This is a genomic window from Nocardioides caeni (assembly GCF_004912195.1).
In the GTDB taxonomy this organism is placed as follows: Bacteria; Actinomycetota; Actinomycetes; order Propionibacteriales; family Nocardioidaceae; genus Nocardioides; species Nocardioides caeni.
Window position 1 is genome coordinate 26,544 of sequence record NZ_STGW01000013.1, and the last position, 13,338, is coordinate 39,881.

A 13,338-nucleotide genomic window follows, 5' to 3' on the forward strand; every position below is an offset into this window, starting at 1 on the left:
GTCGCGCAGGCGCTGCGGGCGGCGATCCGCTCGCTCCCGCTGTCCACGACCCGCCCCCGGGCCGAGCGTGGTCCCGTGGATGAGGAGGTGGCCCGCCAGATCGCGGCGCTGCGCCAGCAGGTGCGCGAGCACCCCTGCCACGGTTGTGCCGAGCGCGAGGACCACTCGCGGTGGGCCGAGCGGCACGCCAAGCTCGAGCGCGACACGCAGACGCTCGCGCAGCGCATCGAGCGACGCACCAACACCGTCGCCCGCACCTTCGACCGGGTCTGCGAGGTGCTCGACGTGCTCGGCTATCTCGAGGAGGACGCCGTCACCGAGCGCGGTCGCGGTCTGATGCGGATCTACTCCGAGCTCGACCTCGTGGCGGCCGAGGCGCTGCGCACGGGGCTCCTCGACGACCTCGGGCCAGCGCAGCTCGGCGCCGTGCTGTCGTCACTCGTCTATGAGTCCCGCCGGCCCGAGGAGGCCCCGCCCAGCGTCCCCGGCGGTGCGATCGCAGTCACGATCGAGGCCATCACCCGGCTGTGGGCCGACCTGGAGCAGGTCGAGAGGAAGCACCGGCTCGACTTCCTGCGGCGTCCGGACGCGGGCTTCGCGTGGACCGCCTACCGCTGGGCCGAGGGCCAGGACCTCGACGAGATCATCACCCGCAACGACCAGACCGCGGGCGACTTCGTGCGTCAGATGAAGCAGCTGATCGACTTCGCCGGCCAGATCGCCGACGCCGCGGCCGGCACGCCGATCCGCGACACCGCCCGCGAGCTCGTCCGACTGCTGCGCCGCGGGATCGTCGCGGCCGACCAGTGATCAACTGAGCGCGGGCAGGGCGGCGAGCACGCCGGTCAGACGCTCGACCGGGCTGGCGAGACCCCACCGCTCGGTCAGCTCGGCGAGGCCGGCCGGGTCGACGGGAGCCGCCGGCAGCGCCAAGCCGTCGCGGGGGAGGTCGATGTCGCGGGCGACGGCGACGACCGTCGGCGCGACCTCCAGGTAGGGAGCGGCGTCGCGGATCTTGAGTCGAGGGCCGGGGCCGAGGTCGGAGCCGGGGTCCGCCACGGCCGCGACGATGCCGTCGATGTCGCCGTACTTCTGCAGGAGCGTGGCCGCGGTCTTCTCACCGACGCCCTTGACGCCGGGCAGGCCGTCGGAGGCATCGCCGCGCAGGGTGGCGAAGTCGGCGTACTGGTCGGCACGGATGCCGTACTTCGCCAGCACCCACTCCTCGTCGACCCGCTCGTGGCGACCCACACCCTTGCCGACGTAGAGCACCCGCACGCCGGCGGCATCGTCGACGAGCTGGAAGAGGTCGCGGTCGCCGGTGACCACGTCGACCGGCATGCCCGCCCCGGTCGCGAGGGTGCCGATCACGTCATCGGCCTCATAGCCGGGTGCGCCGATGACGGCGAAGCCGAACGCCTCGAGGACCTCGCGGATCACCGGCACCTGGACCTCGAGCGGGTCGGGCACCTCCTCGACATCGGGAGCCTCCGCGACCACCTCGACGACGCGGTGCGCCTTGTAGCTGGGGATCAGGTCCACCCGCCACTGTGGCCGCCAGTCGTCGTCCCAGCAGCACGCGAGGTGCGTCGGCTGGTACTGGTCGACGAGCTGGGACAGGTAGCCGAGGATGCCCCGGACGGCGTTCACGTTGGTGCCGTCGGGGGAGAGGATCTCGGGCGCACCGAAGAAGGCCCTGAAATAGAGTCCGGCGGTGTCCAGCAGGAGCAGTCGCTGCGTCACCGGATCAGCCTAGCGATTAGGCTTCGCCGCGTGAGCCAGAGCAACACGCCGCCTGTCGAGGCAACCGACCGGCAGATCCTGGAGCTCCTGGCCAAGGACGGTCGGATGTCCTACACCGATCTCGGCCGAGCGACCGGGCTGTCGACCTCGGCGGTCCACCAGCGCGTCAAGCGCCTGGAGCAGCGGGGCCTGATCCTCGGCTACGGCGCGACGGTCAACTACGCCGAGATCGGCGTGCCGCTGACCGCGTTCATCGCGATCCGCCCGATCGACCCGTCCCAGAAGGACGACTGCCCCGAGCGGCTGATCACGATGCCGGAGATCGAGTCGTGCTGGTCGGTGGCCGGCGAGGAGTCCTACGTCGTCAAGGTCCGGACCACGACGCCGGCCGAGCTCGAGGGACTGCTGGGCCGGATCCGGACCGCGGCCAACGTCTCCACCCGCACGACGATCGTGTTGTCGACGTACTACGAGAACCGGCCGGTCTCCGGCTGATCGTCGCCTCCGGGGCGGACGTCTCGGCGCGCCGTGTCCGACACGCCGAGGGATCTCGGGTTTTTTCGAGATTTTTCCGTGTCCGGGGCGCGTCGCTGACCTGCGAGAACGTGTATCAGTGCAGGTCAGCGTCCGGTTGACAGTCGCCGGACGGCTGACCAGAGTACGGAACCGTTCGCTCGTGCAGGTCGTGGACAGCGGACCGACGTCCGAGTGGCCGTTCGTTGGGGGAGTAGCACCAGCTCCAGCCAAGGCGGTTCGCGGAGGTCGGTTCGCTCCTCGAGAGTGGACCGGAAGGGCTCGGGTCTCCCTAGACAACGTCGCGCGCGCCGGCAGCCGGTCGGACGCCGCGATGGTCCGAAGGCGGCCCGACCCTTCCGCGCCTGCAGAGCGGGCGCTGCCGACGTCCCTCGACCGGATCAGTAGGCTCACGTCGTGCTGCGGCGGTCGGGTGTGGGGATCCTCGGAGGGCTGCTGCTGTTCGCCGCCTTCGAACCGATCGCGCTGCCCTGGCTGCTTCCGTTCGGCGTGGCCTGCTTCGCCTGGGCGCTCCGGGACCTGTCCGCGCCGCGGGCCGGGCTGATCGGCCTGTGCTTCGGGGTGTCGTTCTACTTCACGCACATCTACTGGATGAGCGAGTCCATCGGCACCGATGCCTGGCTGGCGCTGGCCGGCATCGAGGCCGCCTTCTACGGCGTCCTGGGCGCCCTCGCGCCCCTGCTGCGCCGGCTCCCGGCGTGGCCGCTGTGGATGGCCGCGGCGTGGGCCACGATGGAGACGGTGCGCAGCGGCTGGCCGTTCAGCGGCATGCCCTGGGGCCGTCTCGCCTTCGCCAGCATCGACACCCCGGCGGCCCCGGCGGTCGCGTGGGCCGGGATGACGGGTCTGTCGTTCCTGCTGGCGCTCCTCGGCTTCACCCTGGCCGCCGTCGCCGAGGACCGGGCCCGGCTGCGCATCTGTGCCGTCGTCGCGACACTGGCCGTCCTCGTGCTCCCCGCTCTCCTGTCGTACGACGTGGAGGAGTCCGGCAAGGCGACCGTGGCCGTCGTGCAGGGCAACGTGCCCGGCCCCGGCAACAACATCCTCTACGACCCCCTCGGGGTCACCGAGAACCACGTCGCGGCGACGGTCGACCTGGCGACACGGGTCGAGCAGGGCGACAGCCCGGCGCCCGACTTCGTGCTGTGGCCGGAGAACTCGACGGCCAGCGACCCCTTCTCCGACTCCGAGGTCAACGCCGGCATCCAGCGTGCGGTCGACGCGATCCGGGTGCCGGTCGTCGTCGGCGGGATGGTGTCCGAGGGCTATGACCACGTCCTCAACCAGGGGATCGTGTGGGACCCGGTCAGCGGCCCCGGCGAGCGCTACACCAAGCACCACCCGGTGCCCTACGGCGAATACATCCCCTTCCGCGACATCTGGGACCCCGAGTTCGGCCAGCTGGCCCTCATCTCGCGCGACATGAAGAGCGGCACGCGCACCGATCCGCTCGACATCGCCGGCATCCCCGTCGCGGACGCCATCTGCTTCGACGTCGCCTACGACGACGTGATGCCAGCCCAGGTCCGTGACGGCGCCGAGCTCCTCGTCGTCCAGACGAGCAACGCCAGCTTCATCAACACCTTCCAGATCGAGCAGCAGTTCGCCATCACCCGGCTGCGGGCGATCGAGGCAGGGCGTTGGTTGACGGTCGCCTCGACCAACGGGCGGACCGGCGTCATCGACCCCGACGGCAGTGTCGTCGCGACCGCCGGCATCCGCACCACCGCGGTGCTCGTCGAGGAGGTCGGGCTGAGCACGGGGCTCACCCCAGCCATGTGGCTGGGCCCCTGGCCCACCCGGCTGCTGATGATGATGACGCTGGGCGCCCTCGCGGCTGGCGTGGTCGCGTACCGTCGACAGCGAGAGAACGACACGGATCCGCTGCCGGAGCGGATCGAGGAGCCCGAAGGTGCCTGAGACCAGCAACGACCACCTGCCGGCGCTCGGTCGCGTCGTGATGGTCCTGCCGACCTTCAACGAGGTCGACAACCTGGCGTGGATCGTCGGACGGCTGCGCGCCTGCCAGCCGAGTGTCGACGTCCTGGTGGTCGACGACGGCTCCCCGGACGGCACCGGGGCGGTGGCCGACGCCCTCACGGCGGCGGACCCGCAGGTGCACGTGCTGCACCGCTCCGCGAAGGGCGGGCTCGGGGCGGCCTACCTCGCGGGCTTCGCGTGGGCGCTCGCCGAGGGCTACGACGTGATCGGCGAGATGGATGCCGACGGGTCGCACCAGCCCGAGCAGCTCGGCCGGCTGCTCGTGGGACTGATGGATGCCGACCTCGTCATCGGCTCGCGCTGGGTGCCCGGTGGCTCCATCGTCAACTGGCCCTGGCAGCGCGAGCTGCTCTCGCGCGGCGGCAACCTCTACGTGCGCCTGCTGCTCGGCATCCCGGTCCACGACGCGACCGCCGGATTCCGGCTCTATCGCCGCACGACCCTGGAGAAGCTGCGCCTGGAGAGCGTCCGCTCCACCGGCTACGTCTTCCAGACCGACCTCGTGGCCCGCGCCCTGCACGCCGGCCTCACCGTGCGTGAGGTGCCGATCGAGTTCGTCGAGCGGGTCCGGGGCGAGTCGAAGATGAGCCCCCAGATCGCCGCCGAGTCGCTCGGCCGGATCACCCGGTGGGGCCTGGGGGAGCGGGTCGCCCAGCTCCGGACCCGCGCCACCCGCGGAGGTCGGCCGTGAGCTCGCCGGAGCGGCGCCGCCGCCGGCTGACCGCGGCCGTGCTCCTGGCGTTCCTGCTGGTGCCGATCGCCGAGATCTACGTCCTGATCCAGATCGGGCAGGTCATCGGCCCGTGGTGGACCATCCTGCTGCTGGTCGTCGACAGCATCCTGGGCGCCTGGCTGATCAAGCGCGAGGGCAGGAAGGCGTGGGCAGCCCTGCGCGAGCGGGTCGAGACCGGCGCGCTGCCGGCCCGCGAGCTCGCCGACGGCGCGCTCATCGTCCTCGGCGGCGCACTGATGCTCAGCCCCGGCTTCGTGACCGACGTCGTCGGCATCCTGCTCATCCTGCCGGTCACCCGCCCGCTCTTCCGGGGGCTCATCACGTCGTACGCCGTGCGGCGGGTCGCCACACCCGCCCGCCGGAACGCACCTCGCCCCGGACCAGAAGTGGTCCGGGGCGAGGTGATCGACGACGGCGAGTGAGCCGGCGTCACCTGATCGGGCGGATCAGGCCTTGGCCTTCTTCTTGCGCTGGTTGGCGCGGTGCAGGTGGGCGGGACCGATCTCCCCGCCACGCAGCAGCTCGAGGCGCTCGGTGAGGATCTCCTCGAGCTCCTTCTCCGAGCGTCGCTCGAGCAGCATGTCCCAGTGGGTGCGCTGCGGCTTCTCCGCCTTCACCTCACGCTCGATGCCGGCAGTCGACTCGGCCTCGAGTCCACAACGGGGGCATTCCCACACCGCCGGGACGTCGGCCTCGACCGACATCGTGATCTCGAACTCGTGCCCCTGGGCGCAGCGATAACCGACCTGCTGGCGCGCCGCGAACTCGATGCCGCGCTCGTCCTCGAAGGACTGACCCCCCAGTCGGGCCCCGCGTAGTGTCCGTTCAGCCATGAGAACTCCACCTCCCGTGTTTCGTCTCTGACCTCTCAACGTTACCCGTCGGTCAATGGTTCCACTCCCGGGGAGGTTTCTGTCAGACAATCCGGGCGTTGCCGGCCTCCCGGATGCCCCGCTCGGTGTCGACGCGCAGCAGCAGGAGCCCGCCGATCGCGAAGAAGACGATCAGCGCGAAGATCGCGGGACGGTAGGAGTCGGTCAGCTGGTAGACGAGACCGAACGTCAGGGTGCCGAGCCAGGACGTCCCACGGTCCATCGCGTGATAGAGGCTGAAGAACTCCGCTTCCTTGCCTGCCGGGATGAACAGCGAGAAGTACGAGCGGGCGAGGGCCTGCGTGCCGCCCAGCACCACGCCGATCGCGACGCCGAGCACCAGGAACGGGATCAGGGCCCCGTCCGGGACGGCGAGGGCGACGGTGACGATGCCCATCCAGCCCAGCAGCCCGACGAGGATGACCCGCTTGGCGCCGTAGCGGCGGGCAGCGCGGCCGAAGCCGATGGCGCCGAACACGGCGACGAACTGCACCAACAGATAGGTGCCGAGGACGGTCCCGGTCCCGAAGCCGAGCTCCTTCTCACCGAAGATGGCCGCCGACGCGATGACCGTCTGGATGCCGTCGTTGAAGAACAGGTAGGCGACCAGGAAGGTCAGCGCGACGGGATAGTTGCGCAGGTCCTTCAGCGTCGCCCACAGCTGCCCGAACGAGCGGGCCAACAGGCCGCCCTCGACCTGCTCCACCGCCGCCGGCGCATGCGGCCTGATCCCGCGCCACGGGATGATCGTCCACGCGGCCCACCAGACCGCTCCCGAGAGCATGCAGAGCCGGACGGCCGTCGACGTGCTCAGCCCGAGGCTGTCGTGGAAGGTCACCACGGCGAAGTTGACGGCGAGCAGCAGGCCCCCGCCGGCATAGCCGTAGGCCCAGCCGATGGACGAGACCCGGTCCCGCTCCGACTCCTCGGAGATGAGGGGCAGGATCGCGTCGTTGATGACGGTGGACGCGCCGAAGGCCAGGTTGGCCACGATGAAGACGAGGCTCCCGAACAGCCAGTTGTCACCCACCAGGAAGAACAACAGGCCTGCCGCGGTCGCGCCGGTCCACGCGAAGCCGGCCAGCAGGGCGGGCTTGTGCGCCGTCCGGTCGGCGATCGCGCCGATCAGGGGGTAGAGCAGGGCTCCGAGCACCGTCGACAGGGTGATGACGTACGACGGCAGCGACCCCGGCGAGATCGCGAGGCCGAGCACGTCGAGGCTCTCCCGGCAAGTGCGGTCGTCGTCCCCGACGAAGCCGCAGGCCGCCTGCTCGGCGATCGAGATCAGGTAGGGCGCGAAGAGGACCCCGGCGATGGTCGTCGCGAAGGCCGAGTTGGCCCAGTCGTAGAAGAACCAGGCCCGCTGCTCCTTCCTCCGGTTGAGCGGACCCAGGTCGGCGATGCCGGCGCTGCTCATGTGGTCGTCCCTCCCGACGGCGGCCGCCACTGACCGCGTCCCTCGAGCACATCCTTGAGCAGGTCGGTGCGATCCGTGAAGAGGCCGTCGACGCTGCGGTCCAGCAGCTCGACCATCTCGGCGGGGTCGTCGATGGTCCACACGTGGACCTGGTGGCCGGCGGCGTGCGCGCGCCGCACGAAGCCGGGCGTGACCACCCGGAGGCCCTTGCGACGGTGCGGGACCTGGAAGGCGACGAACCCGTCGCCGGCCAGGCGCCGGGCGATGCCTGCGGTGGGGGAGAGCCGGAACGCGACGACCTGCCACGGGTCGGCCGCGGTCGGCACCCGGCCCTCGGTCAGCGCACGGAAGCGGCGGATCCGGGACCGCGAGAACGACCCGATCAGGACCCGGTCCCACAGGTCCCGCTCACGGACGAGCCGGGCGAGGGCGTCCACCGCGCCGTCGGCCTTGATGTCGATGTTGAACCGCGCGTCCGGGAACGCATCGATCAGGTCGACCAGCGTCGGGATCTCCTCGCGCCCGCCGATCCTGGCTCGTCGTACCTCGGCCAGGGTGAGGTCGCGGATCGCGCCCTTCTGGTCGCACACGCGGTCGAGGACGTCGTCGTGGAAGGCGAGGAGCACGCCGTCGGCGGTCAGGTGGACGTCGGTCTCGAGGTAGTCGTAACCGAGCGCGCTGGCGTGCCGGAAGGCGGCCAGCGTGTTCTCCAGACCCTCGATCTCGGGGTGATAGGCCCCACCGCGGTGGGCGAAGGCGAGGATCCGGCCCTGGGGGAGATAGGGGGACATCTGGTCTCCTGGCTGACTCGGTCTCGGTACGCGCGTCGCTGCCTCGCAGGCTCGGCAGCGGCGCTACTCGACCTGGCCGCTGATCCGCTGCCTCGCAGGCTCGGCAGCGGGCGTCTCAGATGTCCCTGAACGTCTCGATCTCGGCGCCCAGGGAGCTGAGCCTCTCGGCGAGGTCCTCGTAGCCACGGTGGATGACGTAGGTGCTGCGCAGCACCGAGGTGCCCTTGCTCGCCAGCATCGCCAGCAGGACCACGACGGCCGGACGCAGCGCGGGCGGGCAGACCAGCTCCGTGCCGGTCCATGAGGTGGGTCCCTCGATCTGCACGCGGTGCGGGTCGAGCAGCGTCACCCGGCCGCCGAGCTTGTTGAGCTCGGTGAGGTAGATCGCGCGGTTGTCGTAGACCCAGTCGTGCAGGTACGTCGTGCCGTGCGCCACCGCGCCGATGACCGCGAAGAACGGCAGGTTGTCGATGTTGAGGCCGGGGAAGGGCATCGGGTGGATCTTGTCGCGCGGCGCCACGAGGTCGGAGGCGTGGGTCGTGATGTCGACGAGCCGGGTGCGGCCGTTGGCGGCGAGGTACTCCTCGGTGAGGTCGTAGTGGAAGCCCATCTCCTCGAGCACCGCGAGCTCGATCTCGAGGAACTCGATCGGCGCGCGCTGGATGGTGATCTCCGAGCGGGTGACGATCGCCGCGGCGAGCAGTGACATCGCCTCGATCGGGTCCTCGCTGGGGGAGTAGTCGACGTCGACGTCGATGCTCTCGCAACCGGTCACGGTGAGGGTGGTCGTGCCGATGCCCTCGACCTCGACGCCGAGCGCCTGGAGGTAGAAGCACAGGTCCTGGACCATGTAATTGGAGGACGCGTTGCGGATGACGGTGCGCCCCGGGTGGAGGGCTGCGGCCATCAGCGCATTCTCGGTGACGGTGTCGCCGCGCTCGGTCAGGACGATGGGCCGGTCGGGCTCGATCGCCCGATTGAGCTGGGCGTGGTACCAGCCGTCGGTCGCCTTGACGTCGAGGCCGAAGGGGCGCAGCGCCGACATGTGGGGCTCGACGGTGCGGGTGCCGAGGTTGCAGCCCCCGGCATAGGGCAGGTCGAAGGTCTCCGCGCGGTGGAGCAGCGGGCCGAGGAACATGATGACCGAGCGCGTGCGCCGGGCTGCCTCCTCGTCGATCTTGGTGAGGTCGAGCTCCTTCGGCGGGATGATCTCGAGGTCGTTCTCGGCGTTGATCCAGCGCGTCTGGACGCCGAGGCTGGCCAGCACCTCGAGCAGGCGGTTGACCTCCTCGATGCGGGCGACCTTGCGCAGCGTGGTCCGTCCCCGGTTGAGCAGGGAGGCGCACAGCAGCGCGACACCGGCGTTCTTGGAGGTCTTGACGTCGATGCTGCCGGTCAGCGTCGTCGGGCCCTTGACCCGCAGGTGGGTCGGCCCCGCGCCGAGCGCGACGATCTCCGAGTCCAGCGCGGTCCCGATCCGGGCCAGCATCTCGAGGGAGAGGTTCTGATGGCCCTTCTCGATGCGGTTGATCGCGCTCTGGCTGGTGCCGAGGCGTTCCGCGAGCTGGGCCTGGGTGAGGCCACGGTGCTTGCGGGCGTCGCGGATCAGGTTGCCGATGCGACCCTTGTAGTCGTCCGGCTGCTCGTCCTGGGTCATGCTGTCGACGGTAACTCACATATGAGATAAAGCAACACCCGGCTGTCGCCGCGTGTCGCCGGACCGGCATCCCTGACAGGATCGTGCCATGCGCGCCACGACGATCCACGCCGCCCGTGACATCCGCGTCGAGGAGGTGGCCGATCCCCAGATCCGCAAGCCCACCGACGCCATCGTGAAGGTGACCGCGGGCTGCATCTGCGGCTCCGACCTGTGGCCCTATCGCGGGGAGAACCCGATCAAGCCGGGTGCCACGATCGGCCACGAGTGCATCGGCGTCGTCGAGGGGGTCGGGGGAGAGGTCACCGCCTTCCGGCCCGGCGACTTCGTCATCGTCCCGTTCTGCCACTGCGACAACACCTGCCCGCACTGCGCCGTCGGCGCACAGTCGGCCTGCCAGAACCTCGGCATGACCGTGAGCGGCCAGGCGGAGTACGCCCGCGTCACCCAGGCGGACGGCAGCCTGGTGGCCACCGACGGCGTTCCCGACGATGCCCTGCTGCCCTCCGTCCTCGCCCTGACCGACGTGATGCCGACGGGCTGGCATGCCGCCGTGTCCGCGGGCGTCAAGGCCGGCGACACGGTGGTGGTCGTCGGTGACGGCGCCGTCGGCCTGTGCGGCGTCCTCGCGGCGTCCGTCATGGGCGCCGAGCGGATCATCGCGATGTCGCGACACGAGCCCCGCCAGGCCGTCGCCCGCGCCTTCGGCGCCACCCACGTCATCGCCGCCCGCGGCGACGAGGCCCGCGCAGAGCTGCTCGAGCTGACCGACGGCATCGGGGTCGACGCAGCGCTGGAGTGCGTCGGCACCGACGCCGCCATGACGACCGCGATCGAGGCGACCCGTCCCGGTGGCGGCGTGGGCTTCGTCGGCGTCCCGCACGGCGTCAAGCTGCCGGTCGGCACCCTGTTTGCCCGCAACGTCGGCCTGCGTGGCGGCATGGCTCCCGTACGCCGCTACCTGCCCGAGCTGCTGGAGCTGGTCACGTCGGGCAGCATCGAGCCGGGACTCGTCTTCGACAGCACGCTGCCGCTCGACGAGTCGCCGCAGGGCTACGAGGCGATGGACGAGCGCCGCGCGATCAAGGTCATGCTGCGGCCGTAGGGCGCAGCCGTCCGCTCCCGGGTCAGCGCATCTGCGCCCGGCGCCCGGCCCTGCCCGCCACCCACACGACGCCGAACAGCGCGCCGAAGAGCGCAGCGACGAGGAGAGCGGTGGCGAGGACGACGATGGCGACGGTGCTCATGGGCCCACTCTCACATGACGTGGGTCACATTTGCACGCACCTGATCAGCACTCGATGACGTTGACGGCGAGACCGCCGCGCGAGGTCTCCTTGTACTTCGTGTGCATGTCGCGGCCCGTGTCGCGCATCGTCTTGATGGCCCGGTCGAGGGAGACGGTGTGGGCGCCCGTGCCGGCAACGGCCAGCCGCGCCGCGTTGATCGCCTTGACCGCCGCGATCGCGTTGCGCTCAATGCAGGGGATCTGGACCAGACCGCCCACCGGGTCGCAGGTGAGTCCGAGGTTGTGCTCGATGCCGATCTCCGCGGCGTTCTCCACCTGCGGCGGCGTCGCCCCGATCACCTCCGCGAAGCCGCCGGCGGCCATGGAGCAGGCCGACCCGACCTCGCCCTGGCAGCCGACCTCGGCCCCCGAGATGGATGCGTTCTGCTTGAACAGCGCCCCGATGGCGCCGGCGGTGAGCAGGAACCGGACGATGCCGTCGTCGTCGGCCCCGGGGACGAAGCGCGTGTAGTAGTGCAGCACCGCCGGCAGGATGCCCGCCGCGCCGTTGGTCGGCGCGGTCACCATCCGGCCGCCCGAGGCGTTCTCCTCGTTGACCGCGATCGCCCACAGGTTGACCCAGTCCATGGCCCCCAGGGGATCGGCGCCGTCGGTCCGCTCCAGCAGCCGGGCGTGCAGGCCCGGCGCGCGCCTCGGCACCTTCAGTCCACCCGGGAGGATGCCCTCGTGCGCGCAGCCCGCGCTCACGCAGTCCGCCATCGCCGACCAGATCCCGAGGAGTCCCGAGCGGATCTCGGCCTCGGTGCGCCACGACGTCTCGTTGACCAGCATCACGTCACTGATCCGCAGGTCGTGCTCCGCGCAGGCCGCGAGGAGCTCCCCAGCGGTCGCGAACGGATGCCGGACCGGGGTCTCGTCAGCGACCACGCGGTCGGCGCCCACCGCCCGCTCGTCGACCACGAAGCCGCCACCGACCGAGTAGAAGATCCGCTCGCGGACCACGGAGCCGGTGGCGTCGTACGCCGTGAAGCGCATGCCGTTGGGATGGCCGGGCAGCGACCGGCGCCGGTGCAGCACCAGATCGTCGTCGCCGAGGTCGACGTCGTGCCGCCCCGCGAGGCGAAGGCGCCCGGTCGCGCGGACGGCGTCGGCCCGCTCGTCATAGGTCGCGATGTCGACGGTCGCGGGCTCGGCCCCCTCCAGACCGTGCAGGACGGCCTTCTCGGACCCGTGGCCGTGACCGGTCGCTCCCAGCGACCCGAACAGCTCGGCGCGCACCCGGGCCACGGCATCGAGGTCTCCGGCCTCGGCAAGCCCTTCGGCGAACAGGCGCGCGGCTCGCATCGGCCCGACCGTGTGGGACGACGACGGTCCGATGCCGATCGAGTAGAGGTCGAAGACACTCAACGCCACGTCTCCACCGTAGTCCGACGCCGGCTCCGACCACGGGAGGACGACAGGGACCTCCCGGAACCGGCAGGATCCCGCCCATGAGCGACCTGAGTGGACGGACCTTCCTAATCACGGGGGCCAACACCGGCATCGGCAAGGAGACAGCCCGCGAGCTGGCGGGACGGCGCGCACGCGTCGTGCTCGCCGGACGCTCGGAGGACCGGACACGCGCGGCGATGACCGAGATCGCCGACCAGACCGGCAACACCGACCTCGACTACCTGGCCCTCGACCTCGGCGACCTCGACTCGGTGCGGACGGCCGCGGCCACCTTCCTCCAGGCAGCGGAGCCGCTCCACGTCCTCATCAACAACGCAGGGTTGGCCGGCAAGCGTGGCATGAGTGCCAGCGGCTTCGAGCTCGCCTTCGGCACCAACCACGTCGGCACCTTCCTGTTCACCGAGCTGCTGCGCGACCACGTGGTCGACAGCGGGGGAGGGCGGATCGTCAACGTGGCCAGCACCGGGCACTACCGGGCGCCCGGGATCGACTGGGAGGCCGTCCGGCGGCCGTCGGTCACGCGCACCGCCTTCGACGAGTACTGCGTCTCGAAGCTGGCCAACGTCCTGCATGCCCGCGAGCTCGGCCGACGGCTCCGGGGCACGGGCGTCACGACGTACTCCCTGCACCCGGGAGCCATCGCCTCGGACGTGTGGCGGGAGGTGCCGCCGGGCCTGCGGCACGCGATGAAGCTCTTCATGAAGTCGCCGGCGCAGGGCGCCCGCACATCGCTCTTCTGCGCGACCTCGCCGGACGTGGCGGACCAGACCGGCCGCTACTACGACAGCCGGCGGGAGAAGGCACCCTCGAAGGTCGTCACCGACGAGCTCGCGGCGGATCTCTGGGAGCGATCGGAGGCATGGGTCGGCGTCGATCGCTAGGGTCGTCG

Annotated in this window: 12 protein-coding genes and 1 pseudogene; 7 read left to right on the top strand and 6 right to left on the bottom strand. The window is 70.9% G+C overall.

Annotation, left to right across the window (positions count from 1 at the left end; genetic code table 11):
- Nucleotides 1-810, top strand: a pseudogene (locus E9934_RS20340) (DEAD/DEAH box helicase); the annotation flags it as partial.
- On the opposite strand, the gene E9934_RS15820 reads toward E9934_RS20340, so the two are convergent.
- Nucleotides 811-1,743, bottom strand: a complete 933-nt coding sequence (locus E9934_RS15820) for a 5'-3' exonuclease (protein WP_238695004.1) — start codon at nt 1,741-1,743, stop codon at nt 811-813.
- Nucleotides 1,744-1,773: 30 nt separating this feature from the next.
- Here E9934_RS15820 and E9934_RS15825 point away from each other — a divergent pair, with 30 nt between their 5' ends.
- The 4 genes from E9934_RS15825 (at nt 1,774) to E9934_RS15840 (ending at nt 5,433) form a co-directional block, all read left to right on the top strand.
- Entirely contained in the window at nt 1,774-2,238 is a 465-nt protein-coding gene (locus E9934_RS15825; RefSeq protein WP_136563869.1) for an Lrp/AsnC family transcriptional regulator, read from the top strand.
- A gap of 435 nt (nt 2,239-2,673) precedes the next feature.
- Nucleotides 2,674-4,197 carry an apolipoprotein N-acyltransferase gene (gene lnt, locus E9934_RS15830; RefSeq protein WP_136563870.1) on the top strand — a complete coding sequence of 508 codons (1,524 nt, stop codon included), beginning with the start codon at nt 2,674-2,676 and terminating at the stop codon, nt 4,195-4,197.
- Nucleotides 4,190-4,969, top strand: coding sequence for a polyprenol monophosphomannose synthase (locus E9934_RS15835; protein ID WP_238695005.1), 780 nt, complete (start codon nt 4,190-4,192; stop codon nt 4,967-4,969). Before lnt ends, E9934_RS15835 begins: the two co-directional genes overlap by 8 nt.
- Nucleotides 4,966-5,433, top strand: a complete 468-nt coding sequence (locus E9934_RS15840) for an FxsA family protein (RefSeq protein WP_202977350.1) — start codon at nt 4,966-4,968, stop codon at nt 5,431-5,433. Before E9934_RS15835 ends, E9934_RS15840 begins: the two co-directional genes overlap by 4 nt.
- A gap of 24 nt (nt 5,434-5,457) precedes the next feature.
- Here the strand turns inward: E9934_RS15840 and E9934_RS15845 are convergent, their stop codons facing one another.
- The 4 genes from E9934_RS15845 to E9934_RS15860 all read right to left on the bottom strand — a co-directional run bounded on the left by E9934_RS15845 (nt 5,458) and on the right by E9934_RS15860 (nt 9,748).
- Nucleotides 5,458-5,844, bottom strand: a complete 387-nt coding sequence (locus E9934_RS15845) for an RNA polymerase-binding protein RbpA (protein WP_136563871.1) — start codon at nt 5,842-5,844, stop codon at nt 5,458-5,460.
- Between the two features lie 82 nt (nt 5,845-5,926).
- Nucleotides 5,927-7,300, bottom strand: a complete 1,374-nt coding sequence (locus tag E9934_RS15850; RefSeq protein WP_136563872.1) for an MFS transporter — start codon at nt 7,298-7,300, stop codon at nt 5,927-5,929.
- Nucleotides 7,297-8,091 (bottom strand): glycerophosphodiester phosphodiesterase family protein, encoded by a 795-nt coding sequence (locus E9934_RS15855; RefSeq protein ID WP_136563873.1) that lies wholly within the window; start codon nt 8,089-8,091, stop codon nt 7,297-7,299. Before E9934_RS15855 ends, E9934_RS15850 begins: the two co-directional genes overlap by 4 nt.
- 115 nt (nt 8,092-8,206) lie before the next feature.
- On the bottom strand, nt 8,207-9,748 hold the full coding sequence (locus E9934_RS15860; protein ID WP_136563874.1) for a helix-turn-helix domain-containing protein: 1,542 nt from the start codon (nt 9,746-9,748) through the stop codon (nt 8,207-8,209).
- An 88-nt stretch (nt 9,749-9,836) separates the two neighbouring features.
- Between E9934_RS15860 and E9934_RS15865 the strand changes: the two genes are divergently transcribed.
- Complete coding sequence (locus E9934_RS15865; protein WP_136563875.1) at nt 9,837-10,853, top strand: zinc-binding dehydrogenase; 1,017 nt, start codon at nt 9,837-9,839, stop codon at nt 10,851-10,853.
- A gap of 186 nt (nt 10,854-11,039) precedes the next feature.
- On the opposite strand, the gene E9934_RS15870 is transcribed toward E9934_RS15865, so the two are convergent.
- Complete coding sequence (locus E9934_RS15870; RefSeq protein ID WP_136563876.1) at nt 11,040-12,410, bottom strand: L-serine ammonia-lyase; 1,371 nt, start codon at nt 12,408-12,410, stop codon at nt 11,040-11,042.
- Between the two features lie 77 nt (nt 12,411-12,487).
- Between E9934_RS15870 and E9934_RS15875 the strand changes: the two genes are divergently transcribed.
- A complete protein-coding gene (locus tag E9934_RS15875) occupies nt 12,488-13,330 on the top strand; it encodes an SDR family oxidoreductase (protein ID WP_136563877.1) in 843 nt (280 codons plus the stop codon).
- Nucleotides 13,331-13,338: the final 8 nt, after the last annotated feature.

What these genes read in the sequence shown, in the direction of transcription:
- E9934_RS15845 (WP_136563871.1), bottom strand. Translation starts at nt 5,844, where the DNA reads ATGGCTGAACGGACACTACGCGGGGCCCGACTGGGGGGTCAGTCCTTC.
- E9934_RS15865 (WP_136563875.1), top strand. Translation starts at nt 9,837, where the DNA reads ATGCGCGCCACGACGATCCACGCCGCCCGTGACATCCGCGTCGAGGAG.
- E9934_RS15855 (WP_136563873.1), bottom strand. Translation starts at nt 8,091, where the DNA reads ATGTCCCCCTATCTCCCCCAGGGCCGGATCCTCGCCTTCGCCCACCGC.
- E9934_RS15860 (WP_136563874.1), bottom strand. Translation starts at nt 9,748, where the DNA reads ATGACCCAGGACGAGCAGCCGGACGACTACAAGGGTCGCATCGGCAAC.
- E9934_RS15875 (WP_136563877.1), top strand. Translation starts at nt 12,488, where the DNA reads ATGAGCGACCTGAGTGGACGGACCTTCCTAATCACGGGGGCCAACACC.
- E9934_RS15850 (WP_136563872.1), bottom strand. Translation starts at nt 7,300, where the DNA reads ATGAGCAGCGCCGGCATCGCCGACCTGGGTCCGCTCAACCGGAGGAAG.